Raw genomic sequence first — 24,696 nt, forward strand, 5'->3', positions numbered from 1 at the left:
CGTTTGCACCAGTGTTGATCTATGCCGGAGAGCACCCCGTGAATGACGCTATCCCCCGCCCGCAGGCGAAAGTCCGTAAAGCGCTGACCCCGCTTCTTGAAATTCGTAACCTCACCAAATCCTTCGACGGCCAGCATGCCGTGGACGATGTCAGCCTGACGATCTACAAAGGTGAAATTTTTGCTTTGCTCGGCGCATCGGGCTGCGGCAAATCAACACTGCTGCGTATGCTGGCAGGCTTTGAACAGCCTACCGCCGGGCAGATCGTGCTGGATGGGGTAGACCTCTCCAGCGTGCCGCCGTACCAGCGGCCCATAAACATGATGTTCCAGTCCTATGCCCTGTTCCCGCACATGACCGTTGAGCAGAACATCGCCTTCGGCCTGAAGCAGGACAAACTGCCGAAAGCCGAAATCACCGCGCGCGTGGCAGAGATGCTGAGCCTGGTGCATATGCAGGAGTTTGCGAAGCGTAAGCCGCATCAGCTTTCCGGCGGCCAGCGTCAGCGCGTGGCGCTGGCAAGAAGTCTGGCGAAGCGACCAAAATTATTACTGCTCGACGAGCCGATGGGCGCGCTGGATAAAAAGCTGCGCGACCGGATGCAGCTGGAAGTGGTGGATATCCTCGAGCGCGTGGGGGTGACCTGCGTGATGGTGACCCACGATCAGGAAGAGGCGATGACCATGGCCGGGCGCATTGCGATCATGAATCGCGGTAAGTTCGTGCAGATCGGCGAGCCGGAAGAGATCTATGAACACCCGACAACCCGCTACAGCGCGGAGTTCATCGGCTCGGTGAACGTCTTCGAAGGGCTACTGAAGGAACGCCAGGACGACGGTCTGGTGATTGAATCGCCGGGGCTGGTGCACCCGCTGAAGGTTGATTCTGATAACTCCGTGGTGGACAACGTGCCGGTTTACGTTGCCCTGCGCCCGGAAAAAATCATGCTTTGCGATGAGCCGCCCGCCGATGGCTATAACTTTGCCGTGGGCGAAGTGGTGCACATTGCCTATCTCGGCGATCTGTCGATTTACCATGTGCGCGTGAAAAGCGGCCAGATGCTCAGCGCCCAGTTACAGAACGAACACCGGTATCGCAAGGGACAGCCAACCTGGGGCGACGAAGTGAGCCTCTGCTGGGATGCGGACAGTTGCGTAGTCCTGACGGTATAAGGAGCGGTCATGAGCACACTTGAACCTCCAGCCCGCGTCAAAAAACCGGGCGGTTTCGCGCTCTGGCTGGCGCGCATGCAGATGGCGCATGGCCGCAAGCTGGTCATCGCCATGCCCTATATCTGGCTGATCCTGCTGTTTCTGCTGCCGTTCCTGATCGTCTTTAAGATCAGCCTGGCGGAGATGGCGCGGGCGATCCCACCGTATACCGATCTGTGGGAGTGGGCCGACGGGCAGCTGACGCTGACCTTAAACCTCGGTAATTTCCTGCAACTGACCGACGATCCGCTCTATTTCGAAGCCTATTTGCAGTCGTTACAGGTTGCGGCCATTTCTACGATTTGCTGCTTGTTGATGGGCTACCCGCTGGCGTGGGCAGTGGCGCACAGCAAGCCGTCGACGCGAAATATTTTACTGCTGTTGGTCATTTTACCGTCGTGGACGTCGTTCCTGATCCGCGTGTACGCGTGGATGGGGATCCTGAAGAATAACGGCATACTGAATAATTTCCTGCTGTGGCTTGGGGTCATCGACCAGCCGCTGACGATCCTGCACACCAACCTTGCGGTGTATATCGGGATTGTCTATGCCTATCTGCCGTTTATGGTGCTGCCGATCTATACGGCGCTGACGCGAATCGATTACTCGCTGGTGGAAGCCTCGCTGGATCTCGGCGCACGCCCGTTGAAGACTTTCTTCAGCGTCATTGTGCCGCTCACCAAAGGCGGGATCATCGCCGGATCGATGCTGGTGTTTATCCCGGCGGTCGGGGAGTTTGTGATCCCGGAACTGCTCGGCGGCCCGGACAGTATCATGATTGGCCGCGTGCTGTGGCAGGAGTTCTTCAATAACCGCGACTGGCCGGTGGCCTCGGCGGTGGCGATCGTCATGTTACTGCTGCTGATCGTGCCGATCATGTGGTTCCACAAACATCAGCAGAAACAGATGGGAGACCACGGATGAACAACTTACCGGTAGTACGCTCCCCGTGGCGAATTGCGATCCTGATTATCGGCTTTACCTTCCTGTATGCGCCAATGCTGATGCTGGTGATCTACTCGTTCAACAGCTCTAAGCTGGTCACCGTCTGGGCGGGCTGGTCCACGCGCTGGTACAGCGAGCTGTTCCATGATGATGCGATGATGAGCGCGGTGGGGCTGAGCCTGACCATTGCGGCGCTGGCGGCGACGATGGCCTGCGTGCTGGGCACTATCGCCGCGCTGGTGATGGTGCGCTTTGGCCGTTTCCGCGGGGCGAATGGTTTCGCGTTTATGATCACCGCCCCGCTGGTTATGCCGGACGTCATCACCGGCCTGTCGCTACTGCTGCTGTTTGTCGCGCTGGCGCACGCCATCGGCTGGCCAGCGGATCGCGGGATGCTCACCATCTGGCTGGCACATGTCACCTTCTGTACGGCGTATGTGGCGGTGGTGATCTCCTCGCGACTGCGCGAGCTGGATCGCTCCATTGAAGAGGCGGCGATGGATCTCGGCGCAACGCCGCTGAAGGTCTTTTTCATCATCACGCTGCCGATGATTATGCCGGCGGTGATCTCCGGCTGGCTGCTGGCGTTCACGCTCTCGCTCGACGATCTGGTTATCGCCAGCTTTGTGTCGGGGCCGGGCGCGACGACGCTGCCGATGCTGGTCTTCTCCAGCGTGCGGATGGGGGTGAATCCGGAGATCAACGCCCTGGCGTCCATCATCCTTGGCGTGGTCGGAATTGTCGGATTTATCGCCTGGTATTTGATGGCGCGCGCGGAAAAACAGCGTGTGCGCGATATCCAGCGTGCAAGACGCGGCTGAAGGAATTACTATTTCCAATGATGTGCCGCGTATGACGCGGCACTGTTTTTCAGGGAAGTAAAAACATTGGGATTCTTACAAAAAACACGTCATTCGCACGCTCGTCCGAACGTCCCTGCACTGGTGCAGGTGGCGGCGCTCGCCATTATTATGATCCGCTGCCTGGATGTGCTGATGATAATGAACACGCTGGGTCCGCGCGGAATGGGGGAATTTATTCACCGCAGCGCGCAGACGTGGAATCTGACGCTGGTGTTTCTCAGCAGCCTGATGCTGGTGTTTATTGAGATCTACTGTGCGTTCTCGCTGGTGAAAGGACGTAACTGGGCGCGCTGGGTGTATCTGCTTACGCAGATCACCGCCGCAGGCTACCTGTGGGCCGCCTCGCTGGGCTATGGCTATCCGGAGCTGTTCAGCATACCCGGTGAGTCGCGACGCGAGATTTTCCATTCACTGGTGATGCAAAAACTGCCGGATATGCTGGTGCTCTGCCTGCTTTATCTCCCGGCTTCCAGTCGGCGGTTCTTCCGCCTGCAATAATGTGTATAATCGCAGCCCTCGTGTTTCTTAAGGTTTTCATATGCAGTGCGCACTCTATGACGCCGGACGCTGCCGCTCCTGTCAGTGGATAGAACAGCCGGTCTCTCAACAACTCACCGCCAAAATGGCCGACCTGCAACAGCTGCTGACAGCACATGCGGTGGGCGAGTGGTGCGCACCCGTAAGTGGCCCGGAACAGGGCTTTCGCAATAAAGCCAAAATGGTGGTCAGCGGCAGCGTTGAAAAGCCGCTGCTGGGGATGCTGCACCGCGACGGCACCCCGGAAGATTTAACCGACTGCCCGCTATATCCCGCCTCGTTTGAGCCGGTGTTTAGCGCGCTGAAACCGTTTATCGCCCGGGCGGGGTTAACGCCCTATAACGTTGCCCGCAGGCGCGGCGAGCTGAAATACCTTTTGCTGACCGAAAGCCAGATCGACGGCGGGATGATGCTGCGCTTTGTGCTGCGTTCGGAAAACAAGCTGGAGCAGCTGCGCGCGGCGCTTCCGGGGTTGCAGGAACAGCTTCCGCAGCTCAAGGTTATCACCGCGAATATTCAGCCGGTGCATATGGCGATCATGGAAGGTGAGAAAGAGATTTTCTTCACCGAACAGCATGCGCTGGCGGAGAGCTTTAACGGCGTGCCGCTGTGGATCCGTCCGCAAAGCTTCTTTCAAACTAACCCCACCGTCGCCAGCGCGCTGTATGCCACCGCGCGCGACTGGGTGCGTGCGTTACAGGTTCATCACATGTGGGATCTGTTCTGCGGCGTCGGCGGCTTTGGCCTGCACTGTGCCACGCCAGACATGCAGCTCACCGGAATTGAGATCTCCGCCGAAGCGATTGCCTGCGCGAAGCAGTCCGCCGCAGAGCTGGGGCTGACGAATCTGCACTTCCAGGCGCTGGACTCGACCCGGTTCGCCACCGGACAGGGCAACGTGCCGGAGCTGGTGCTGGTGAACCCGCCGCGCCGGGGTATCGGCCAGGCGCTCTGCGACTACCTGAGCCAGATGGCGCCGGAGTACATTGTCTACTCCAGCTGTAACGCGCAGACCATGGCGAAGGATATCGCTCATCTACCGGGCTACCGCATTGAACGCGTGCAGCTTTTCGATATGTTCCCGCATACCGCCCATTATGAAGTGCTGACGTTGTTGGTGAAAACGCGCTAATCCTCAACATCGCCCGGTGGCGCTGCGCTTACCGGGCCTACGATCCGGAGTAGGCCGGGTAAGGCGTAGCCGCCACCCGGCTTTGTTTGCTCAACCCAGTAATGCGACTCCCGTCTCTGTTTTAAGCCAGCGTGGCGCTTTCAACTGGTCGGCAAAATAGCCTGTCAGCTCACGTTGTTAACCAAAGCGCAGGCCGGGTAAGGCGAAGCCGTCACCCGGCATAAACCCCGCACAATGTTCAACAAAATGTGAACTCTTCCCCCGCTCGAAATCAGGTAAGCTTACGTCATAACAAATGATTGAAGGCTTACCCATGAAGCAGATCCTGCTGGTAGAAGATGACCACGATATCGCGGCACTCCTGCGTCTTAACCTGGAAGATGAAGGCTATGCCATTACCCACGAGCCCGACGGGGGCAACGCCTTACAGCGTCTTGAAACACAGCCGTGGGACGCGGTGATCCTCGATCTGATGCTGCCGAATGTCGATGGTCTGGAGATTTGCCGCCGTATCCGCCAGATGACCCGCTACCTGCCCATTATCATCATTAGCGCCCGCAGCAGTGAAACTGACCGTATTACCGGCCTGGAAACCGGGGCGGATGATTATCTGGCAAAACCTTTCTCGGTGCAGGAGCTGATTGCCCGCATTAAGGCGCTGTTTCGCCGTCAGCAGGCGATGGGCCAGGCGCAGACGGACGGCATTATTCAGGCGCACGGACTGACTATCGATCCGCTGGCGCGCACCGTGCGCCTTAACGGCCAACACGTCGATCTCACCCCGCGCGAATTTGAACTGCTCTATTTCTTTGCCCGCCATCCCGGAGAGGTCTTTTCGCGGCTGGCACTGCTGGAGCAGGTATGGGGGTATCAGCACGAAGGCTACGAACACACCGTCAATACCCACATTAACCGCCTGCGCATTAAAATAGAGAAAGATGCCGCCGAGCCGGAGATCGTTCGCACCGTCTGGGGCAAAGGCTACAAATTTGCGGAGCAGAATCATGATGCGTCGCTTTAGCCTGAGCCAGCGCCTGACGCTGCTGTTTACGGCGTTACTGCTGCTCTGCGCCACCGTCGCCTGTGCGGTGCAGCTCTACAGTAGCATGCAGTACGGCAATGCGATGGTGCAGCGGCTCTCCGGCGGGCTGGCGCAGCAGATTGTGCAGCGGGAAGCGATTGTGGATGCGCAGGGCAGGGTGGATCGCAGCGCCTTAAAACCGCTGTTCGACCGGCTGATGACCTTTAATCCGAGCGTCGAGCTGTATGTTGTCTCGCCAAATGGCGATATCCTGGCCGATGCCGCCCCGCCAGGGCACATTCAGCGGCAAAAAATTGACCTCGTGCCGATACAGAATTTCCTCAGCGGGACGGTGATGCCGGTGTTTGGCGACGATCCCCGAAGCCAGAATAAGAAAGTCTTCAGCGCCACCCCGCTGCGGCAGGACGGTGAGCTGAAGGGGTATCTGTACATTATTTTGCAGGGGGAGGAGTCCAACGCGCTGGCGGAGATGGCCTGGCACAAAGCGCTCTGGAGTACGGCGCTGTGGTCGATGCTGCTGGTGGCGCTGTTTGGTCTGCTGGCGGGGTTGCTGCTCTGGTACTGGGTGACGCGCCCGGTTAAAGAGCTCACGCTGGACGTGGCCGGGCTGGAGCAGGACAGCATCAGCGCGATTAAGCAGCTGGCGGCCCAGCCGCTTGAGCCTGCCGGCCAGGATGAAGTGGCGATCCTGCGCAATACCTTTATCGAGCTGGCGCGCAAAATCACCTCTCAGTGGGATCGGCTGGCCGACAGCGACCGCCAGCGCCGGGAGTTTATCGCCAACATTTCGCACGACTTACGCACCCCGCTGACGTCGCTGCTGGGTTATCTGGAAACGCTGTCGCTGAAATCCGCAACGCTGTCGCCGCAGGAGCATCAGCAGTACCTCGCTACCGCGCTGCGTCAGGGGCAAAAGGTACGCCATCTGTCGCAGCAGCTGTTCGAGCTGGCGCGTCTTGAGCACGGCGGCATCAAGCCCCAGCGCGAGCGTTTTGCCATGGCTGAACTGATTTCCGACGTGGCGCAAAAGTTTGAACTCGCTGCCCGCACGCGTGAGTTAAATCTGCACATTGACGTCCCGGGTCCGCTGCCGCAGGTGTTGGCCGATGTTTCCATGATTGAACGGGTGGTGACGAATCTGCTGGATAATGCGATACGCCATACCCCAGCAGGTGGAGACATTCGTCTGGCGGTGTGGCAGGAGAACGACCGGTTACAGGTTGAAGTGGCCGACAGCGGAACGGGTGTTGATGCCGCATTACGGGACGATCTGTTCCAGCGTCCGTCAGCGTTAAATCCACAGGCCTCGCGGGAGCACCGGGGCGGGTTAGGGCTGTTAATCGTGAAAAGAATGCTGGAGCTGCACGGCGGGGGGATCAGGCTGATGGAGTCCGTGAGCGGGGCACGGTTCAGGTTCTTTGTGCCGCTTTAAGAAATTGCCGGGTGGCGGCTTCGCCTTACCCGGCCTACAGACCACCCCCGTAGGCCAGGTCACCCGGCAAAAAAGGTTATTGCGGGAACCACTGCTCGCTGATTTTCTGGTATGTGCCGTCAGCTTTGATCGCTTTCAGCGCGCCGTTCAGTTTCTCAAGCAGAGCCTTGTTATCCGGACGCACGGCAATACCGAGGCCAGTGCCGAAATACTGCGGATCGGTCACTTTCTCCGTCGCTGTACCCAGCTGCGGGTTGGTTTTCAGCCACTCATTCACGACCGCGGTGTCGCCAAATACGCCATCAATACGGCCATTTTTCAGGTCGATAATGGCGTTCTGGTAGCTGTCGTAGGCCACGGTTTTCACTTCAGGATGCTTGTCCTGGAGGTATTTCTGGTGCGTGGTGCCGTTCTCCATGCCGATGCGCTTGCCTTTCAGCTCGTCGAAAGATTTATAAGCCCCTTTCTTCGCAATCACCACCGCAGAGTTCGCGTAGTACGGGTCGGTGAACGCGACCTGCTTGCTGCGCTCTGGCGTGATGTCCATGCCGGAGATCACCGCGTCGTACTTTTTAAATTTCAGGGACGGGATCAGGCTGTCAAATGCGTGGTTAGTAAAGGTGCAGTCGGCCTGCATCTGCTTGCACAGCGCTTTCGCCAGGTCGATGTCGAAGCCGACGATCTGGTTGCTGGCATCCAGCGATTCAAACGGCGGATAGGTGGCAGAAACGCCGAAATTGATTTTATCGGCGGCGGATGCGCCAGCGGCGAAGGTTGCGAGTAATGCGGCCAGAACTAACTTTTTCATTGTAATGCTCCCGTCTGTCAATCTTGTCATTATGCGCCGTGTCTGCGGCATGGATGTACAATGCCACTCAATGAATTTATATGCAATAAATATGATTAAATATTATTTAATGCATAAAAAAATGCGGGTAACCCATCAGGTTACCCGCACTACGAAAACAGCTTTATGCATTAAGTCGATTAATTTCTGCGCTCAAACGCCAGCGCCTTACGCTCGATAAGACGCATCATCAGGGTCAGCAGACCGTTGACCACCAGATAGACCAGACCCGCCGCACCGAACACCATCACGTCGTAGGTGCGTCCGTACAGCAGCTGTCCGTGGCCCATCACTTCCATCAGGGTGATGGTGTAGGCCAGAGAGGTACTTTTGAACACCAGCACGACTTCGTTGGAATAGGAAGAGAGGGCGCGCTTAAAGGCATAAGGCAGCAGGATCGCCAGCGTATCCTTCTTGCTCATGCCCAGCGCCCCGCAGGACTGCCACTGGCCTTCCGGGATCGCGCGAATGGCGCCGTAGAACAGCTGCGTGGTATAGGCCGCGCTGTTCAGGGAGAGGGCAATCAGGGCGCAGAGCCATGGCTCAGAGAGCAGATGCCAGATAACCGGATATTCCTGTAACGACGGGAACTGGCCCGGGCCGTAGTAAATCAGGAAGATCTGCACCAGCAGCGGCGTTCCGGTGAAGAGCGTAATGTAGCCACGTACAATCCACACCAGCACCGGCGTTTTCAGCGTCAGGACGATGGTGAAGATCAGCGCCAGGATCAGCGCCACGATGATAGACGCGACGGTCAGCGTCAGGCTGGTGTGCAGCCCTTTCATCAGTTCGGGTAAATAATCCAGCATCAGCCTGGTCTCCGTTCAAAACGCGTTGCGCGCAGATCAATACGCTTCAGAACGTACTGGCTCAGCAACGTGATCACCAGGTAGATAGCCGCCGCGACGATGTACCAGGTAAACGGCTCCTGCGTACGGGTGGCGATACTTTTTGTTTGCAACATCAAATCGTTCACGCTGATCAGGCTCACCAGCGCGGTATCTTTCAGCAGTACCAGCCACTGGTTACCCAGCCCTGGCAGGGCATGACGCCACATCTGCGGCATCACCAGGCGGAAGAAGATCGCCGCTTTCGACAGACCCAGCGCCTGGCCGGATTCCCATTGACCCTGCGGTACCGCTTTCAGCGCGCCGCGCAGCGTTTGTGACGCATAGGCCGAATAGAGCAGGGAGAGCGCAATCACGCCGCACAGGAACGGGCTGACGTCGAAGTTCTCAATCTGCATCTGCACCGGGATCTGCGCAAAGCCGAGATTAATCGTGAAGCCGTCCGACAGCGTTAACAGCAGCTGTGAGGAGCCGAAATAGATAAACAGGACCACCAGAATTTCCGGCAGTCCACGCAGCACAGTCACCAGCGCTGAACCGAGCCATGCGACAGGGCGCCACTTAACGGACTCCCACACCGCAAAGAACATCGCCAGTACGAGGCCGATAATCAGTGCACAAACGGCAAGGCCGACGGTCATCCCGGCGGCGCTTGCTAAAGGAAAAATTTCATTCATCAGGAATTACTTCTGGAACCATTTTTTGTAGATGGTTTCGTAGGTGCCGTCTTTCTTCACTTTTTCCAGCGCAGCGTTGAATTTCTGCTGCAACTCGGTATTGCCCTGACGTACGGCAATACCCAGACCTGTACCGAAGTAGTCTTTATCGGTCACCTTGTCACCCACGGCGGCCAGCTTGTCGTTCGCTTTCAGCCATTCGGTCACAACAGCCGTGTCCCCGAACACCGCATCGATACGACCGTTTTGCAGGTCCAGCTTCGCATTCTGGTAGCTGTCATACGGCACGGTGGTGATTTCCGGATGCTTATCCATGATGAATTTCTGGTGCGTGGTGCCGTTCTGCACGCCGACTTTCTTGCCTTTCAGCAGGTCAGCGGAGGCGTATTTACCTTTCTGACCGATGAACAGGGCCGAGTTGTCATAGTAAGGGGTGGTGAACAGAACCTGCTTTTCACGCTCCGGAGTGATGTCCATTCCGGCCATTACGGCATCGATACGGCGGAACTTCAGGCTTGGGATCAGGCTGTCGAACGCCTGGTTGCTGAAGGTACAGGTCGCGTCGATCTCTTTACACAGGGCGTTTGCCAGGTCCACGTCGAAGCCAACAATCTTGTTGTTCGCATCAATGGATTCAAACGGAGGGTAGGACGCTTCAGTGGCGAAACGGATGGTCTGGGCTGCGGTAGCGGAAAGGCTGACGCTAGCAAGCAGCGCGGCAATCAATACTTTTTTCATTATAATTTTCCTAACACATTAGTGTGATAAGTAGTTTTTGAAGGCATCGGTTTGCGGGTTAGTGAAGCAGCTCGCGTCACCCTGCTCAACGATATACCCGTTTTCCATATAAACCACGCGGCTGGCGGTTTTGCGCGCCACTTCCACCTCGTGGGTCACGATGACCTGGGTAATGTTGGTTTCCGCCAGCTCACGAATAATGCTCACGATCTGGGCGGTAATTTCCGGGTCCAGCGCCGCGGTTGGCTCGTCAAACAGCAGCACTGCCGGCTCCATCATCAGCGCACGGGCGATCGCCACACGCTGTTGCTGACCACCAGAGAGGTGTAAAGGATACCGGTCGCTGTACGGTTTCAGACGCAGACGTTCCAGCAGCTTTTCCGCACGCGCCATCGCCTGGTCTTTGCTTAAGCCAAGCACGCGGCACGGGGCTTCAATCAGGTTTTGCACCACCGTCAGATGCGGCCAGAGATTGTATTGCTGGAAAACCATGCCCACGTTTTGACGCAGTTCACGAATCGCTTTATCAGACGGGGTTTTCGCGAAGTCAAAATGGTTACCGGCGATGGCCAGCGTCCCCGAACGGGGCATTTCAAGCAGATTAAGAACTCGCAGAAGGGAGCTTTTTCCCGCGCCGCTTGGGCCGAGCAAAACCAGCGTTTCGCCCTCCGGGCAACTCAGCGTAATGTCGAACAGCGCCTGGTGTGCGCCGTAGAAGCAGTTAATGCCGTTTAGTTTAATACTCATCGGGGCAGTCTTTACTCATCCAGGCAATCTATAGCAATTGAGGCCGCAGATAGTACCGTTGACAGAATAGTTATGCAATATTTCTGCGTTAAAAGTTAAATATAACCCGTGTTTCCTCTTAAACATAGCACAAAATAGCGACGGGAAAGGGGGGCGAGTATAAATGTCGGCATTCCGCAGGAAATGCCGGACATTTTACGGGGTTAACGTTTATTGAACGGAGGCGTTAGCGGTTCACGATCGACTGGCGAAGGGTGCCCGCCGGGGCATGAACGCTGCCGCCAATGTAGCGCACATCGTCTATTGCCCAGCACTGGCCTTCACGGATCATCAGCACCTCATCCTGCCAGGTTTGCGTCCCCTGGGTGAGCTTCACGCGCAGGGGAATATTGCGTGCGTCGGTATTCGGTATGGTGGACGCGCTGGCAACGTCGGCGCTGTCCGGCAGCGTGGCGCGGCTGGAGAACGGATCGGATGACAGCAGGGCGTTGTGCTGCGGATCGCGCGAAGCGTCGGTGAGCAGTTTCGCCAGATTATCGCTCAGGTACGGGCGCAGGGCGGTCAGGTCATTACCGTGATGCTGAATACGGTAATCATAAAATTGTTGCGCCACGGCATCCGGGCCACCCTCAATACAAGGGCCGCTGCGGGTTCCGATATCCTTAAAGGCTGGCGTGACCGGCGTTGTGCAGGCGCTGAGCACCAGCGCGCATGGCACTAAAAGCGTTAAAGCAGAGTAGCGCATGTTGATTTCCTTATTTATTAACTATCCTTTCAATCATAGCGTAACGAACCGATAATGCTGTCGCTAACGCATTGAACGCTAAAGAAGGAGAGAAAGTATGCAATTTTCAACAACGCCAACCCTGGAAGGTCAACCGATTACCGAGTACTGCGGCGTGGTCACCGGTGAGGCGATTCTGGGCGCAAACATTTTCCGCGATTTCTTTGCCGGCATTCGGGATATCGTCGGGGGTCGTTCCGGCGCGTACGAGAAAGAGCTGCGTAAGGCGCGCGAGATTGCTTTTAAGGAGCTGGGCGAGCAGGCCAAAGCGCTGGGCGCGGATGCGGTGGTGGGCATTGATATCGACTACGAAACGGTCGGGAAAGATGCCAGCATGCTGATGGTGAGCGTAAGCGGTACGGCGGTGAAAACCCGTCGATGAAGCGTTCGCTCTCAACCCTCCTGCTGGCGATGTTGCTGGCAGGATGCGCCTCGGAAGAGGGCATTGTTGATAAAGGCGCGTACGAGCTGGATACGCGCCATCAGGCGCAGGCGGCCTACCCGCGTATAAAGGTGCTGGTTATTCACTACACCGCCGATGATTTCGACACCTCGCTTGCGACCCTGACCGATAAAAACGTCAGCTCTCACTATCTCATCCCCGCAAAGCCGCCAGCTCCGCAGGGCAAACCGCGTATCTGGCAGCTGGTCCCGGAGAGCGAACTGGCCTGGCATGCGGGCATCAGCTTCTGGCGTGGCACCAACCGCATAAATGATACCTCCGTCGGCATTGAGCTGGAAAACCGCGGCTGGCGGAAAACCGGTGACGTGAAAACCTTTACCCCCTTCGAACCGGGGCAAATTGCGGCGCTGATCCCGCTTGCCAGAGACATCATCGCCCGCTACGACATTAAACCGCAGAACGTGGTGGCACACTCGGATATCGCCCCGCAGCGTAAAGACGATCCTGGGCCACTGTTTCCTTGGCGCGAACTGGCGCAGCAGGGTATCGGAGCCTGGCCCGATCCGGGGCGCGTGAATTTTTATATCAACGGGCGACCGCATTATCAGCAGGTTGATACCGCAGCACTGCTCGATTTGCTGGCGCGCTACGGTTACGAAGTGCCAGAAAACAGTACGCCCGAACAGCAAAAACGCATCATCATGGTTTTCCAGATGCATTTCCGTCCGCAGTTATGGAATGGCGTAGCGGATGTGGAAACCATGGCGATTGCCGAAGCACTTTTAGAGAAATACGGGCAGGGGTAAACCTTCGGACTACCCCCGAATGAGTATATTTTCGTAAGTTTCTATCAGATTAATCCTAAGTACAAACTCATTTCATTTTTAGTTAATTGACTTAAAATTATCCGGATTTAAGATGGACACATAGCGCGCTAAGTAATTTGGCGAATTAATAAAAAGCTTCACTCTTTTTTTGTTTATTCTTGACGTTTTCATCAGGAAAAATATTTATGGCTCGGTAACAACACCGTGGCCATGCTTTTTAAAAATCACATCTTGAATCGGGTATAACAATGTTAAGCATCTATGGAAAAAAATTACGTCCGCAACATGAAATGGAAAAGATCATTTCTGCAACCTCAGGCGTTGAAGAAAGAACGTTAAAAAAATGGCAGAAAATTTCCACCTCTGATTCCGGCTATATTCATATTATCGTCAGCGGTGAAGTCGAATTTCGACGTGAATCTGACGAACTGTGCATGTTCACCGTCACCGGGCAATGCATTTTCGGCCTGTCGTCAATGTATTACAACGCCACCCATATGTACGGCCTTGTTCGGACGAATACGGTTGTTCGCTCGATCAAGAAAGAGGTCTTCGCCCAGCTGATGACCGAAAAAAATCTGTGGCCAGAACTGACCAAAGTCCTTTCCTGGTACATCTGCATGCTGAGCAAACGTGATGATGTTCTGGTTGCCCGCAGTGCGTATTCCGTTGTCCGCGAATTTTTATATGAGATTAACGACCTGATTGTTCAACAACAGCGTGATATTAACGTTTATGATTACATTCAGGAATACACTAACCTGGCACGTAGCACTATTATTAAAATCCTCTCCGATCTGAAAAAGGGTCAATATATTGTGGTGGAAAAAGGTCGACTGCTTAACCTTACCGCACTGCCTGAAAAATATTAATACCTGCTCCCGCCGTCTCCTTTTTCACTGAAAGGAGAACGGCTATTTCCACTGTTTTTTACACTGGCTTGTGAATTATCCTGCGTTTCGTCAACCGGCGGCTCGGGAATTTTTCCTTGAGAATAATCCTGCTCCTGCTCTTTTAGCGCCTGCTTAAATAATTCCGTTAATGATGACTCTTCACTGCCCGTGCTGGCGGGAGCGTTATCGTGCTCATGCGCTTCGGTCCCGGGTAAGGTATCCCGTGAGGCGTCGTGTGGCACCGCGCCGTCGGGCGCCTGCTGCCAGTCGCCATCATCACTGTTGATCGGCAGATCCTGCATCGATGGAACATCAACTGGCACTGGCGCAGCTTTAGGCTGCGGATGCGGGAACGGTTTACTCACGTACACGTAATGCATATCCGAAAGCTGCGTTTCCGGTTTCGCAACGCTGGCGTTGACCGGTTCAGGCGCCGGGTGGCGTAGGTTCCAGTAGACGTGCATATACAGGCCGACAACCAGCATGGCGCAAAGCCCGACCAGCCATAACACTGTTTTGCCGAATACGTTTTTAAGGCTGGGGAGACGGTACGAAAACCAGACCGCTTCCCCGGTTGTATAGCTGCGCTGGGCCGCAAGACAGATGGTCGACATTAGGCTTTCTTCTCCTGCATTTTCGCGTCCGGGGTGGTGCGGGTGGTCTGAATCAGTACGCCCGGCGTGCTGTTGGTCACGCGCATCAGCTGCATCAGCGTATCTTCACCGGGGATACCATCCACGTGCAGATGCATTTTTTGCTGGAACTCGCGGGTGCGTTTCATCATCTCTGTGGTCCAGATCCGGGCATGCGTTTCGGGCTGGCTCAGCGCCAGGCTTAATTGCTGATCCAGCCAGGCCATATCTTTGCTGTCGCTGGCCGCGCCGATCGCGTCTTTACCTTCCGGTGTCAGGCGGTGCAGCTGGGTGAAGTTGCCGGTCGCGTGCCGGTTAAACCAGCTGCGGCTCACCTGCCAGGTCCGGTTATTCATTAACAGGTCAATGGACGTGTCCCCGACCCTGGCGACCACCGCATAGTTAAGATGGCCGCTGGTTTTCAGTTCACTGACCCACGGATACCCTTCCTGCGCCAGCGTCTCCGGCGACGCGTTCCCCTGTTTACACATCAGGTTCACTTTGGCGGCGTTCTGGCACAGCGCATCTTCGGCCGAGGCGTCATACCCCCACATGAGATACAACTGATGCATCGCATCCGGCTGATTAACTATTTCGTTGTCGATAACCGGCACTACGGGCGCTTCGACTTTTAGCGATTGCTGTTTCCAGCTGACGGGCACCGGCAGCTGGATCGGCAGGCGTGCGCCGATCGATGAGGTCAAATACCAGCCGCAGGCGGCAAACAGCACGGATGCAAACAGCCCCACGGTCGCCAGGCGCTTACCGTGTTTTTGGGCGGGCAGGATCTCTCCCGCCGCCAGACGTAAATGACGTGGGCTGACCTGCGCCGCGCGTTCCGTCCAGGCGGCGAGCATTGACAGGTGCGCCAGCGCGTTCAGTTTGCTGATGTTGCCTTTGGTTAGCGTGTGCATTTTGCGCACGCGGGCAGGCGGCAACGGCGAGTTTTCGCAGCCGTGTTCTTCGCACTGGGCCTGAACATAGCTCAGGTATTCGCGGCAGGTCAGGGGGCGCAGGGCATGATGCGTGTGCGTATATTCGCGCATTTCAGGTTGCTTTAGCAGGATCTCCTGATCCGCAGTACCCGTCAGTACCACGGCGAGCCGGAAGTTCAGCTCCTGGGCGCGCGTGAGCAGCGTTCCCAGGACTTCACGGCAGCTCTCCTTCATGGCTTCGGCATGGGCGATCGTCAGCACTCTGGATTTTGCTTTCCCCTCCTGCCACTGGCGCAGGACGGCATCCACTGCCTGCATGCGATCTTTAATCGCTTTCGTTCCCGGGTTGAGTTTGTACAGCAGGCTACTGGCACTCAGTTTGGGAAACGCGTTGATGGCAAGAACGGTATTGTTGCTGGCTTTAAGCGCGTCGATGAACTGACCCAGAAGCGGAGCGTCGTCGCAAAAAAGCCCGATAATTCCCGCCAGCTGGGTTTTCTCTTTCAGCAGGTTGAACACGTCCTGATGATAAGGCACCAGAAAATCACCGGATAAACGGGTGATTGTCCTGAATGGCGGATTTTTAAAATTAAAGTGACTCTGATACATAACGACTTACCGTCTCTGATTAGGAATAGCAACAGCAGCAGAAAGTAAGGTAATGCCCCTGAGCGGTCAATTTGCAGACAGAGTAAAAATATCCAGCCGGCTGCGCCTAACATCTGGAATTTATACGGTCAATATTTTTCTTTATGAAAGTTGGTGGCGAAGTCAGTGGTCGCGTTTGCAACAGCTTATTACTATTTTCCTCCATATTGGCGCAGTATGACGCTGCTTATTTTTGCTTTGCTATAGGCCGGATAAAAAATGAGGTTCTCATTTCTGTCACGGTGGATAACGCCTTGTATTATGTTTTTGCTGCTCATTTTTTGCGGCCAGCAAGGCTATCTCACCTTTAAAGATTATAAAAAAGTTACGAATAAGTTTGCTAATTCTGACCTACAGCCGCTGAAAAAAACGCGCGAAGACAAACCCTTCACGCTTTTTACGGCTGCCGTCCGTCAGGAGAACTTATCGGCTGCGGCAAAACCCCCGCTGGCGGCGGAGATTGAAGGCATTGTGCGCAGTGATGACGCCTGGCTCTCCTTCGCTGTCATCAAAACCCCGGGCGGCCAGCGAAGCTACCGCGAGGGTGAACCGCTCGCCGGGTTTAACGACGCATTTATTCAGGAAATAAACAAAGATAATGTGGTGGTTAATTATGAAGGTGCTACGCAGGTACTGGCGTTAAATAAACCGGACTATTTTAAGGGGGGCGTGGAGAGCGGCCCGGTTACAAAATCGACGAAAGATGCTGGCGCAGAGAGTGTGCATCTTGATGATTATCTGGTGTTAAAACCCATCATTGAAAAAGGCCGACTGGAAGGCTACCGGATAAACCCAAGGAATGCCTCCGCCTTTTACAGTCAGTCAGGTCTGGAAAAAGGCGATGTGGCGATTCAGGTTAACTCTGTCGATATGACCGATGAAGCAAAAGCGAAAAGCATTATTGCCAACTGGTCGAAAATGAAAGAAGCGGAGGTCATCGTACGACGTCACGCTCACCTTGAAAATATTCGGGTTAATGTTCTAAACAATTAATAAGTGTGCAGACATGAAAAAATTTCCCTGGGCATGCGTGGCGCTGACCGCATTGTCGTTATATTCCAGTTCGCTGCTTGCAGCTAACTTTAGCGCAAGTTTTAAAAATACTGATATTCGCGAGTTTATCGATACGGTAGGTCGCAATCTCAACAAAACTATTCTGGTCGATCCGTCCGTCCAGGGAACCGTCTCGGTCAGAACCTACAACGTGCTGACGGAGGATGAGTATTACCAGTTCTTCCTGAGCGTGCTGGATCTCTACGGCCTGTCGGTGATCCCGATGGACAACGGCATGGTCAAAGTGGTGCGCTCAAGCGTGGCGCGTACCGCCGGTGCGCCGCTGGCAGACAGCAAAAACCCGGGCAAAGGTGACGAGATTATCACCCGCGTGGTGCGCATGGAAAACGTACCCGTTCGCGAGCTGGCCCCGCTGCTGCGTCAGCTCAACGATGCCACCGGCATCGGGAATGTGGTCCACTTTGAGCCGTCCAACGTCCTGCTGTTAACCGGTAAAGCCTCGGTGGTGAACCGCCTGGTGGATCTGGTGCAGCGCGTCGATAAAGACGGTATTCAGCGCCGCGAAATCATCCCGCTGCGCTTTGCCTCTGCCAAAGAGCTTTCGGATATGTTGAATAACCTCAACAACGAAGAGCAGAAGGGGCAGAATGCGCCGCAGCTGGCGACCAAGGTGGTGGCGGATGACGAAACCAATAGCCTGGTGATCAGCGGCTCGGAAGATGCGCGGGCGCGTACCCGTTCCCTTATCCATCAGCTGGATCGCGAGCAGAATAACGAGGGGAACACCCGCGTCTTCTACCTCAAATATGCCAGCGCCACCAAAGTGGTACCGGTGCTGACGGGGATTGGCGAGCAGCTGAAAGACAAGCCGGGCGCGGCCAAAGCGAAAACCGCGAGCGCCTCAACCGACCTGAACATTACCGCCGACGAGTCGACCAACTCCCTGGTGATCACCGCGCAGCCTAACGTGATGAACTCCCTGGAGAAGGTGATCGACAAGCTGGATATTCGCCGTCCGCAGGTGCTGGTGGAAGCGATCATTGCCGAAGTGCAGGACGGCAACGGCCTGGATCTTGGCGTGCAGTGGACCAGCAAGCACGGCGGCGTGCAGTTTGGCGCTACCGGCCTGCCAATCAGCCAGATTAAAAATGGCACCATGAAAGGGGCGAGCTTCACGGGCCTTGCGACCGGCTTCTTTAACGGTGATTTCGGTGCGCTGGTGACCGCGCTCTCCACCGACGGTAAAAACGACATCCTCTCCACGCCAAGCGTGGTCACGCTGGATAATAAAGAAGCGTCGTTCAACGTCGGTCAGGATGTGCCGGTGCTTTCCGGTTCGCAAACCACCAGCGGCGACAACGTCTTTAACTCGGTTGAGCGTAAAACCGTGGGGACCAAGCTGAAGATTGTGCCGCAAATCAACGATGGCGACATGATCCACCTGAAGATTGAGCAGGAAGTATCCAGCGTCGACAACAGCGCAACGGAAGATTCCAGCCTCGGCCCAACCTTCAACACGCGCACGATCAATAACGAAGTGATGGTCCACAGTGGCCAGACGGTGGTGCTCGGCGGTCTGATGGAAAATGTGACCAAACAGTCGGTCTCCAAAGTGCCGCTGCTCGGCGATATCCCGCTGGTCGGGCAGCTGTTCCGCTACACCTCGCAGGATACCTCTAAACGCAACCTGATGGTGTTTATTCATACCACCGTCCTGCGTGACGACGACAACTACAGCGCAGCCTCGAAAGAGAAATACGACCAGATCCGGGTGCGCCAGATGCAGCGAGCGGAAGAGAAGAAGCTGGGCATTATTGAACCGACGGACAACGCCGTACTGCCAGCGTTCCCTGCCGCCAGCGCCGCACCCGCGAAAACCTCCGCGGCACGCAATCCGTTTAAAGAGTAAGGCGGAGGGGAAACGTGGACGAACTGACTAAAACCCTGTGTAGCAGCAACTACGCAAAAGATAACGGCGTTCTGCTTTACAACAATGACGTCTATATCCGTGAGGACACCCCGGCATTAGCACTGCTGGAGGTGCGCCGGGTGCTGGGACGCGCATTCGTCCCGATCACCCTGGCGCCGGAAGCGTTTGACGAGATGCTGGCTAAAATCTGGCAGCAGAGCAGCGGCGTGTCGCAGCAGCTGGTGGACGACATGGACGCGGATATCGATCTGATGGCGTTAACCGAGGAGATCCCGGATAACGAAGATCTGCTCGATAACGACGAAAACTCGCCGGTGATCCGCCTGATCAACGCCATTCTCGGCGAGGCGGTGAAGGACGGCGCGTCGGATATTCATATCGAAACCTTCGAGCGCACCCTGAGCATACGCTTTCGCGTTGACGGCGTGCTGCGCCCGGTGCTGCAACCGGCGCGTAAGCTCGCCCCGCTGCTGGTGTCGCGTATCAAGGTGATGTCGAAACTCGACATCGCCGAGAAACGCCTCCCGCAGGATGGCCGTATCTCCCTGCGCATCGGTCGCAAGGCCATCGACGTGCGCGTCTCGACCATTCCGTCCCAGTACGGCGAGCGCGTGGTGATGCGCCTGCTCGATAAAAGCAATCTCAAGCCCGACATCAACAAGCTGGGGCTGATTGATGAAGAGCTGGAGAAGCTGAAAGGGCTGATCGACCGCCCGCACGGGATCATCCTCGTTACCGGCCCGACGGGTTCCGGTAAAAGTACCACGCTGTACGCCATACTCTCGGCGCTGAACGGCCACGAACGCAACATTCTGACCGTGGAAGATCCGATTGAGTACGAGCTGGAAGGGGTGGGGCAGACGCAGGTTAACCCGCGCGTGGACATGACCTTTGCCCGCGGGCTGCGCGCCATTCTGCGTCAGGACCCGGACGTGGTGATGATCGGGGAAATTCGCGACGGTGAGACCGCCCAGATTGCGGTGCAGGCGTCGCTGACCGGTCACCTGGTGATGTCGACGCTGCACACCAACAGTGCCGCAGGGGCGATAACCCGTCTGCGGGATATGGGGCTGGAGTCCTTCTTAATCGGTTCATCGCTGCTCGGTGTCATTGCCCAGCGTCTGGTGCGTCGGCTGTGTACGCACTGCCGGACCACCAGTCCGCTGGACGCCAATGAAAAAGCGCTGTTCAGCTTTATGGCCGCGCCGCCAGACGCGATTTACCGCGCGGTGGGGTGCGAACACTGCCGTCAGAGCGGCTATCAGGGCCGCGCCGGTATCCATGAATTCCTGGTGGTGGACAGCGCCATGCGCCGCGCCATCCATGAAGATAAGGACGAAATGTCCCTCGAAACGCAGCTTTTTAAGCATGCCTACAGCCTGCGTGAAAACGGGCTGCTGAAGGTGATCGGCGGCGTGACGTCTCTGGAAGAGGTCATGCGCGTCACCGCCGAACGTGGGGGGGATGCGTAATGGCTTTCTACGCCTGGACGGCAACGGATGCCGCGGGGAAAACACAGCGCGGGACGTTACAGGCCGAGGGGCAGAAGCAGGTTCGCCAGTGGCTTCGCGAGCAAAAGCTGATGCCCGTCAGCATCACCGAAACCCGCGAAACGGCGGCTGGCGGGAAAGCGAAAACCGGGGTGAAGCTCTCCACTCCGGTGCTGTCGATGTTTACCCGTCAGCTTTCGACGCTGGTCAACGCCGCGCTGCCGCTGGAGAGCGCGCTGAAAGCGATCTCAAAGCAGACGGAAGACAAAAAGCTGGCGGCGATGGTGGTGGAGATCCGCGAGAAGGTGGTGGAAGGCCACACCCTGTTCGATGCCTTCAGCCAGTTTCCGCGCACCTTCGACAAGCTTTACTGCACGCTGGTGATGGCCGGGGAGAAAACCGGTCACCTGGGCGACGTGCTGGAAAAGCTGGCGGAGTACAACGAGCAGCGCCAGAAGATGAAAAGCAAGCTGACGCAGGCAATGGTCTACCCGATAACCCTCACCGTGGTCGCCATCGCGGTCATCAGCATCCTGCTGGTGGCGGTGGTGCCGCAGGTGATCGAGCAGTTTACCCACATGAAGCAGCAGCTGCCGATCACCACCCGGACGCTGATTGCGGTAAGTGATTTCCTGCAAGCCTGGGGCATTTATATTGTGGGCATTCTGGGGGGCGGCTTTATCGGCTTCAAAACCTGGCTGAGGAATGCCAAAAACCGTTTTAGCTGGCACAGCTGGCTGGTGAACGGCTCGCCGATTAAAAAGCTGGTCTGCGCCATCAACAGCGCCCGCTATATCCGTACCCTGAGCATTTTGCAGGCCAGTAGCGTGCCGCTGCTAGAGGGAATGTATATCGCGATGGACGGTATTGAAAACCGCTATGCCCGGCAGGTGCTGGAGCAGGCCGCCGACACCGTGCGTCAGGGGGCGTCGCTGTATGCGGCGCTGGAACAGGCGAAATTATTCCCCCCCACCATGCTGTATATGATTGCCTCCGGTGAAGAGAGCGGGGAATTAGGTAATTTAATGGATCGCGCGGCGGAAAATCAGGAATCGGCCTTACAACATCGAATTACATTAACGCTGTCGGTCTTTGAACCGGCGCTGGTGGTATCCATGGCGACGATTGTTTTATTCATCGTTCTGTCAATATTACAACCGCTTCTGCAACTTAATAATATGGTAGGTTAAATCATGGCTTTAAAACGTAAAAACCTGGCTCGCCAGGCGGGCTTTACATTGCTCGAATTAATGGTGGTCATTGTTATTCTCGGCGTACTGGCGAGTATGGTGGTGCCAAATTTAATGGGCAATAAGGAAAAAGCCGATACGCAAAAAGCAACCAGCGATATTGTCGCGCTCGAAGGCTCGCTGGATATGTACAAGCTGGATAACCACCGCTACCCGACCACAGAGCAGGGTTTGCAGGCGCTGGTGACCAAACCTGAAATCGCGCCAATCCCGAACGGCTACCGCACGGACGGCTATATCCGTCGCCTGCCGCAGGACCCCTGGGGCAATGATTATCTTCTGGTGAGCCCGGGTGAACACGGCGCGGTGGACGTCTTCTCAGCCGGTCCGGACGGCGAAGCCAATACCGCCGATGACATTACCAACTGGTCTCTCGATAAGAAAGAGAAATAATGAAAAATCAACGCGGCTTTACGTTGCTGGAAATTATTCTGGCGCTGGTGATATTTGCCAGTTGCGCCATGATGGTGGTGTCCACCATTCCTTCGCGCAGCGGCGCGGATATATTTGGCCAGCAATTAAAAGCGCTCGTTGATTATGGTTCAGACCGTGCGGTGATGGACGGAAATATTGTCGGGCTGGTGATCGCCACCGATAAATATCAGCTGGTGACGATCGCCGATAAAAAAGGCGAGCGTCACTGGATGCCATTATCTGCCGGACGCATTAACACCAAAGGTGATTTTCCGGAAGAGATGCATGTGTCGCTTTCGCCGCAGCGTCTGGCCGCGACGGTGACCTCCGAGCCGCAGGTGATCTTTTTACCGGACGGTGAAATCAGCCGCTTTACGCTGACGCTGCAAAGTTACGACAAACAGCACCATTTCCGCGTGGTGTCGCACGGTGCGGCGCCGGTATCGGTAGAAAACGATGGCTAACGGCAACAAAAAGCAAAAGGGGATGACGCTGCTGGAGGTGATGGTCGCTCTGGTGATTTTCTCCACCGCCGCGCTGGCACTGATGAACTCGGTCTCCCTGAACGTGCGTTTTACCCATGGCCTGGCCGATACCTTGCAGGCCAGTTGGGTGGCGGAAAACCAGCTGGCGGAGGCACAGCTCACCAGAACTGACTTCCCGGATGCTGAACAGCAGGGGACGGAAATCATGGGCGGGCGCAGCTGGAACTGGCGTAAGCAGCGGGTGAAAACCGCCGACAACGTCTGGGCGAATACCCTACGCGTATATGCGGAAAGCGATGAGAGCCAGCCGGTTATCTCCCTGCGCATCATTCCGCCGGGAGAGAGCAAGTGAAGAAAACGCGACGCCAGCGCGGATTTACCCTGCTGGAGATCATGATTGCGCTGACTATCTTCGCGGTGATCAGCACCCTGGCCTGGCAAATTCTGGACGGCGCGATGCGTACCAGCTCGGTCACCGATGCCAGCGCCGCAAAGCTCAACCAGCTTCAGCGCGCCTGGAGTCTGATGGAGCGTGATTTTTTCCAGCTTCAGGCGCGCGCCCCGCGTAATGAGCCGGAGCTGTTTCGTCAGGAGGGCGATGCTCTTGAACTGACCACCCTGAATGGCGTGAGCGGAACGGTCCAGCTGGAGCGCGTGCGCTGGCGGCTGGAAGAGGGGCGTTTGTATCGCGACGTCTGGCCGGTCATTGACGGCCCGGCGGACGTTAAGCCTGACGAGGTGCCGATTGTCAGCGGCGTAAAATCATTGCAGTGGCGGTTTTATCGTCAGGGCTGGCTGACCGCCTGGCACGACGCCGCCCATCTGCCGGACGGCGTGGAGGTTACGTTGACGATGGAAAGCGGGGATACCTGGCGCTGGGTGTTCACTACACCGGGTGATATGCCGGAGGTGGCCGCTGCCGCGGCGCCAGCGCCTTCGCCGGAGACCAGACCATGAAACGGATCCGTCAACAACAGGGCGTCGCCCTGCTGGTGGTGCTGATTTTGCTGGTGATGATGTCGGCGCTGGCTGCCAAAATCAGCCAGCAGTTCTGCCGTAATTTGCAGAAAACGCATTATCAGGTAAGCCAGCAGCAGCTGCGCTGGGCGATGCAGACCCAGGAAAAAGTGGTGAAGGACCGGTTACAGACCGACGCCAGCGGCGAGAGCAAGCCACTGGCCCTGGACGGCGACTGGCATCAGCCGCTGGAGACGCAGGGTGAGGACTATACGGTCGTGAGCCAGGTGGAAGATGCGCAGGACTGCTTTAACGTCAATAACCTGTTGACCGCCGACATCGCACCCCAGGGGCAAAGCGCTCCCGGGGTGGCGGAAAAATCGCGTAAAGCGCGGATTGTTGAACAACTCCTGACGGAAAGCGGCCTCAGCCCGGGCACGGCGGAGGCGGTCTATTTCCAGCTGGTGGATTATCTCGATGGTGACAGCACCACGGCGAAGGAGGGGGCCGAAAGCGATGCGTGGGCTGGCGTCGTGCCCGCGCGGCAACCGGCAAATCAGATGATGCGCAGCATCGCGGAAATCAAACTGCTGCCGGCGTTCCCTGTTACGGCGTATCCGAAGGTGAGCAAGCTGTTATGCGCGCTGCCGGACGCTGCCAGCAAGGTCGATGTCAACACCCTGCAACCGGAACAGGCCGCCGTGCTGGCGGCCATGTTCCCCGGAAAACTGACGCGGGATGACGCCGTTCGCCTGCTGGATGCGCGTCCGGAATCGGGCTGGGAAAATATGGAAGCGTTCAGCAAAGCGCTGGAGCAGGCCTTCCCGCAGTTAAAAGACGATCTCCCGCAGGTGGCGGATCAATTTTCTATAAACAGCCGGTACTTCCGCGTGAATTACACCGGCAATACCGATGAATTAACGCTTCGCGTGGTCAGCCAGCTTCAGGTGAATAACGAAGCCGGTGAGATCGTGACGTGGCAGCGTCGTTACCGAATGATTGAATAAGCAAAGTA

At 56.4% G+C, this 24,696-nt stretch carries 27 protein-coding genes; 19 read left to right on the forward strand and 8 right to left on the reverse strand.

The window, feature by feature from the left end:
• The first annotated feature begins 38 nt into the window (after nucleotides 1-38).
• The 7 genes from potG (at nucleotide 39) to KTH07_RS04820 (ending at nucleotide 7,162) form a co-directional block, all read left to right on the forward strand.
• Nucleotides 39-1,172 (forward strand): putrescine ABC transporter ATP-binding subunit PotG, encoded by a 1,134-nt coding sequence (gene potG / locus KTH07_RS04790; RefSeq protein ID WP_063161951.1) that lies wholly within the window; start codon nucleotides 39-41, stop codon nucleotides 1,170-1,172.
• Nucleotides 1,173-1,181: 9 nt separating this feature from the next.
• Nucleotides 1,182-2,135 carry a putrescine ABC transporter permease PotH gene (potH, locus tag KTH07_RS04795; RefSeq protein ID WP_017693731.1) on the forward strand — a complete coding sequence of 318 codons (954 nt, stop codon included), beginning with the start codon at nucleotides 1,182-1,184 and terminating at the stop codon, nucleotides 2,133-2,135.
• Nucleotides 2,132-2,977: a putrescine ABC transporter permease PotI gene (gene potI, locus KTH07_RS04800; protein WP_003858378.1), complete on the forward strand. Its 846-nt coding sequence runs from the start codon at nucleotides 2,132-2,134 to the stop codon at nucleotides 2,975-2,977. Before potH ends, potI begins: the two co-directional genes overlap by 4 nt.
• Nucleotides 2,978-3,019: 42 nt before the next feature.
• On the forward strand, nucleotides 3,020-3,517 hold the full coding sequence (locus KTH07_RS04805; protein WP_085929694.1) for a YbjO family protein: 498 nt from the start codon (nucleotides 3,020-3,022) through the stop codon (nucleotides 3,515-3,517).
• A 40-nt stretch (nucleotides 3,518-3,557) separates the two neighbouring features.
• A complete protein-coding gene (gene rlmC, locus KTH07_RS04810; protein WP_017693730.1) occupies nucleotides 3,558-4,688 on the forward strand; it encodes a 23S rRNA (uracil(747)-C(5))-methyltransferase RlmC in 1,131 nt (376 codons plus the stop codon).
• Between the two features lie 313 nt (nucleotides 4,689-5,001).
• Entirely contained in the window at nucleotides 5,002-5,709 is a 708-nt protein-coding gene (locus tag KTH07_RS04815) for a response regulator transcription factor (protein WP_022650690.1), read from the forward strand.
• Entirely contained in the window at nucleotides 5,693-7,162 is a 1,470-nt protein-coding gene (locus KTH07_RS04820) for a sensor histidine kinase KdpD (protein ID WP_032620001.1), read from the forward strand. Before KTH07_RS04815 ends, KTH07_RS04820 begins: the two co-directional genes overlap by 17 nt.
• A gap of 76 nt (nucleotides 7,163-7,238) precedes the next feature.
• Here KTH07_RS04820 and artJ read toward each other — a convergent pair whose 3' ends face one another.
• The 6 genes from artJ to KTH07_RS04850 all read right to left on the reverse strand — a co-directional run bounded on the left by artJ (nucleotide 7,239) and on the right by KTH07_RS04850 (nucleotide 11,764).
• Nucleotides 7,239-7,970 (reverse strand): arginine ABC transporter substrate-binding protein ArtJ, encoded by a 732-nt coding sequence (gene artJ / locus KTH07_RS04825; RefSeq protein WP_015571008.1) that lies wholly within the window; start codon nucleotides 7,968-7,970, stop codon nucleotides 7,239-7,241.
• Nucleotides 7,971-8,149: 179 nt separating this feature from the next.
• On the reverse strand, nucleotides 8,150-8,818 hold the full coding sequence (gene artM, locus KTH07_RS04830) for an arginine ABC transporter permease ArtM (protein WP_003858369.1): 669 nt from the start codon (nucleotides 8,816-8,818) through the stop codon (nucleotides 8,150-8,152).
• Nucleotides 8,818-9,534, reverse strand: a complete 717-nt coding sequence (gene artQ / locus KTH07_RS04835; protein WP_003858367.1) for an arginine ABC transporter permease ArtQ — start codon at nucleotides 9,532-9,534, stop codon at nucleotides 8,818-8,820. Before artQ ends, artM begins: the two co-directional genes overlap by 1 nt.
• Nucleotides 9,535-9,540: 6 nt before the next feature.
• Nucleotides 9,541-10,272, reverse strand: a complete 732-nt coding sequence (gene artI / locus KTH07_RS04840) for an arginine ABC transporter substrate-binding protein ArtI (protein WP_063161950.1) — start codon at nucleotides 10,270-10,272, stop codon at nucleotides 9,541-9,543.
• A gap of 18 nt (nucleotides 10,273-10,290) precedes the next feature.
• Nucleotides 10,291-11,019, reverse strand: coding sequence for an arginine ABC transporter ATP-binding protein ArtP (artP, locus tag KTH07_RS04845; protein ID WP_006809439.1), 729 nt, complete (start codon nucleotides 11,017-11,019; stop codon nucleotides 10,291-10,293).
• Between the two features lie 226 nt (nucleotides 11,020-11,245).
• Nucleotides 11,246-11,764, reverse strand: a complete 519-nt coding sequence (locus KTH07_RS04850) for a lipoprotein (protein WP_217310890.1) — start codon at nucleotides 11,762-11,764, stop codon at nucleotides 11,246-11,248.
• 97 nt (nucleotides 11,765-11,861) lie between these two features.
• On the opposite strand from KTH07_RS04850, the gene KTH07_RS04855 reads away from it, so the two are divergent.
• The 3 genes from KTH07_RS04855 (at nucleotide 11,862) to KTH07_RS04865 (ending at nucleotide 13,905) form a co-directional block, all read left to right on the forward strand.
• Nucleotides 11,862-12,185, forward strand: coding sequence for a heavy metal-binding domain-containing protein (locus KTH07_RS04855; protein WP_006174327.1), 324 nt, complete (start codon nucleotides 11,862-11,864; stop codon nucleotides 12,183-12,185).
• A complete protein-coding gene (locus KTH07_RS04860; RefSeq protein ID WP_023296195.1) occupies nucleotides 12,182-13,012 on the forward strand; it encodes an N-acetylmuramoyl-L-alanine amidase in 831 nt (276 codons plus the stop codon). The genes KTH07_RS04855 and KTH07_RS04860 overlap by 4 nt, the downstream gene beginning before the upstream one ends.
• 269 nt (nucleotides 13,013-13,281) lie before the next feature.
• The gene (locus tag KTH07_RS04865; RefSeq protein ID WP_017693726.1) at nucleotides 13,282-13,905 is read left to right on the forward strand and encodes a helix-turn-helix domain-containing protein; all 624 of its coding nucleotides are present in this window, start codon (nucleotides 13,282-13,284) and stop codon (nucleotides 13,903-13,905) included.
• On the opposite strand, the gene KTH07_RS04870 is transcribed toward KTH07_RS04865, so the two are convergent.
• Both KTH07_RS04870 and KTH07_RS04875 read right to left on the reverse strand, forming a co-directional pair.
• A complete protein-coding gene (locus tag KTH07_RS04870; protein ID WP_032619999.1) occupies nucleotides 13,902-14,540 on the reverse strand; it encodes a hypothetical protein in 639 nt (212 codons plus the stop codon). The genes KTH07_RS04865 and KTH07_RS04870 overlap by 4 nt on opposite strands.
• Nucleotides 14,540-16,102 carry an ExeA family protein gene (locus KTH07_RS04875; protein WP_032619997.1) on the reverse strand — a complete coding sequence of 521 codons (1,563 nt, stop codon included), beginning with the start codon at nucleotides 16,100-16,102 and terminating at the stop codon, nucleotides 14,540-14,542. The genes KTH07_RS04870 and KTH07_RS04875 overlap by 1 nt, the downstream gene beginning before the upstream one ends.
• A gap of 300 nt (nucleotides 16,103-16,402) precedes the next feature.
• Here KTH07_RS04875 and gspC point away from each other — a divergent pair, with 300 nt between their 5' ends.
• From gspC to gspK, 9 genes are read left to right on the forward strand one after another with little or no spacing between them, the layout of a single operon-like run.
• Nucleotides 16,403-17,134, forward strand: a complete 732-nt coding sequence (gene gspC, locus KTH07_RS04880) for a type II secretion system protein GspC (RefSeq protein ID WP_032619996.1) — start codon at nucleotides 16,403-16,405, stop codon at nucleotides 17,132-17,134.
• Between the two features lie 13 nt (nucleotides 17,135-17,147).
• Nucleotides 17,148-19,064 carry a type II secretion system secretin GspD gene (gspD, locus tag KTH07_RS04885; RefSeq protein ID WP_017384866.1) on the forward strand — a complete coding sequence of 639 codons (1,917 nt, stop codon included), beginning with the start codon at nucleotides 17,148-17,150 and terminating at the stop codon, nucleotides 19,062-19,064.
• Nucleotides 19,065-19,078: 14 nt separating this feature from the next.
• Entirely contained in the window at nucleotides 19,079-20,557 is a 1,479-nt protein-coding gene (gene gspE, locus KTH07_RS04890) for a type II secretion system ATPase GspE (protein ID WP_032619994.1), read from the forward strand.
• Entirely contained in the window at nucleotides 20,557-21,765 is a 1,209-nt protein-coding gene (gene gspF / locus KTH07_RS04895) for a type II secretion system inner membrane protein GspF (RefSeq protein WP_032619993.1), read from the forward strand. The genes gspE and gspF overlap by 1 nt, the downstream gene beginning before the upstream one ends.
• Before the next feature lie 3 nt (nucleotides 21,766-21,768).
• Complete coding sequence (gene gspG / locus KTH07_RS04900; protein ID WP_003858352.1) at nucleotides 21,769-22,218, forward strand: type II secretion system major pseudopilin GspG; 450 nt, start codon at nucleotides 21,769-21,771, stop codon at nucleotides 22,216-22,218.
• Entirely contained in the window at nucleotides 22,218-22,703 is a 486-nt protein-coding gene (gene gspH, locus KTH07_RS04905) for a type II secretion system minor pseudopilin GspH (protein ID WP_023303377.1), read from the forward strand. The genes gspG and gspH overlap by 1 nt, the downstream gene beginning before the upstream one ends.
• Nucleotides 22,696-23,076 (forward strand): type II secretion system minor pseudopilin GspI, encoded by a 381-nt coding sequence (gene gspI, locus KTH07_RS04910; RefSeq protein ID WP_015571001.1) that lies wholly within the window; start codon nucleotides 22,696-22,698, stop codon nucleotides 23,074-23,076. The genes gspH and gspI overlap by 8 nt, the downstream gene beginning before the upstream one ends.
• The gene (gspJ, locus tag KTH07_RS04915) at nucleotides 23,073-23,681 is read left to right on the forward strand and encodes a type II secretion system minor pseudopilin GspJ (protein ID WP_063161949.1); all 609 of its coding nucleotides are present in this window, start codon (nucleotides 23,073-23,075) and stop codon (nucleotides 23,679-23,681) included. Before gspI ends, gspJ begins: the two co-directional genes overlap by 4 nt.
• Complete coding sequence (gene gspK, locus KTH07_RS04920) at nucleotides 23,678-24,688, forward strand: type II secretion system minor pseudopilin GspK (RefSeq protein ID WP_017384859.1); 1,011 nt, start codon at nucleotides 23,678-23,680, stop codon at nucleotides 24,686-24,688. Before gspJ ends, gspK begins: the two co-directional genes overlap by 4 nt.
• Nucleotides 24,689-24,696: the final 8 nt, after the last annotated feature.

The organism is Enterobacter cloacae complex sp. ECL72 (assembly GCF_019056635.1).
Taxonomy (GTDB): domain Bacteria; phylum Pseudomonadota; class Gammaproteobacteria; order Enterobacterales; family Enterobacteriaceae; genus Enterobacter; species Enterobacter hormaechei_C.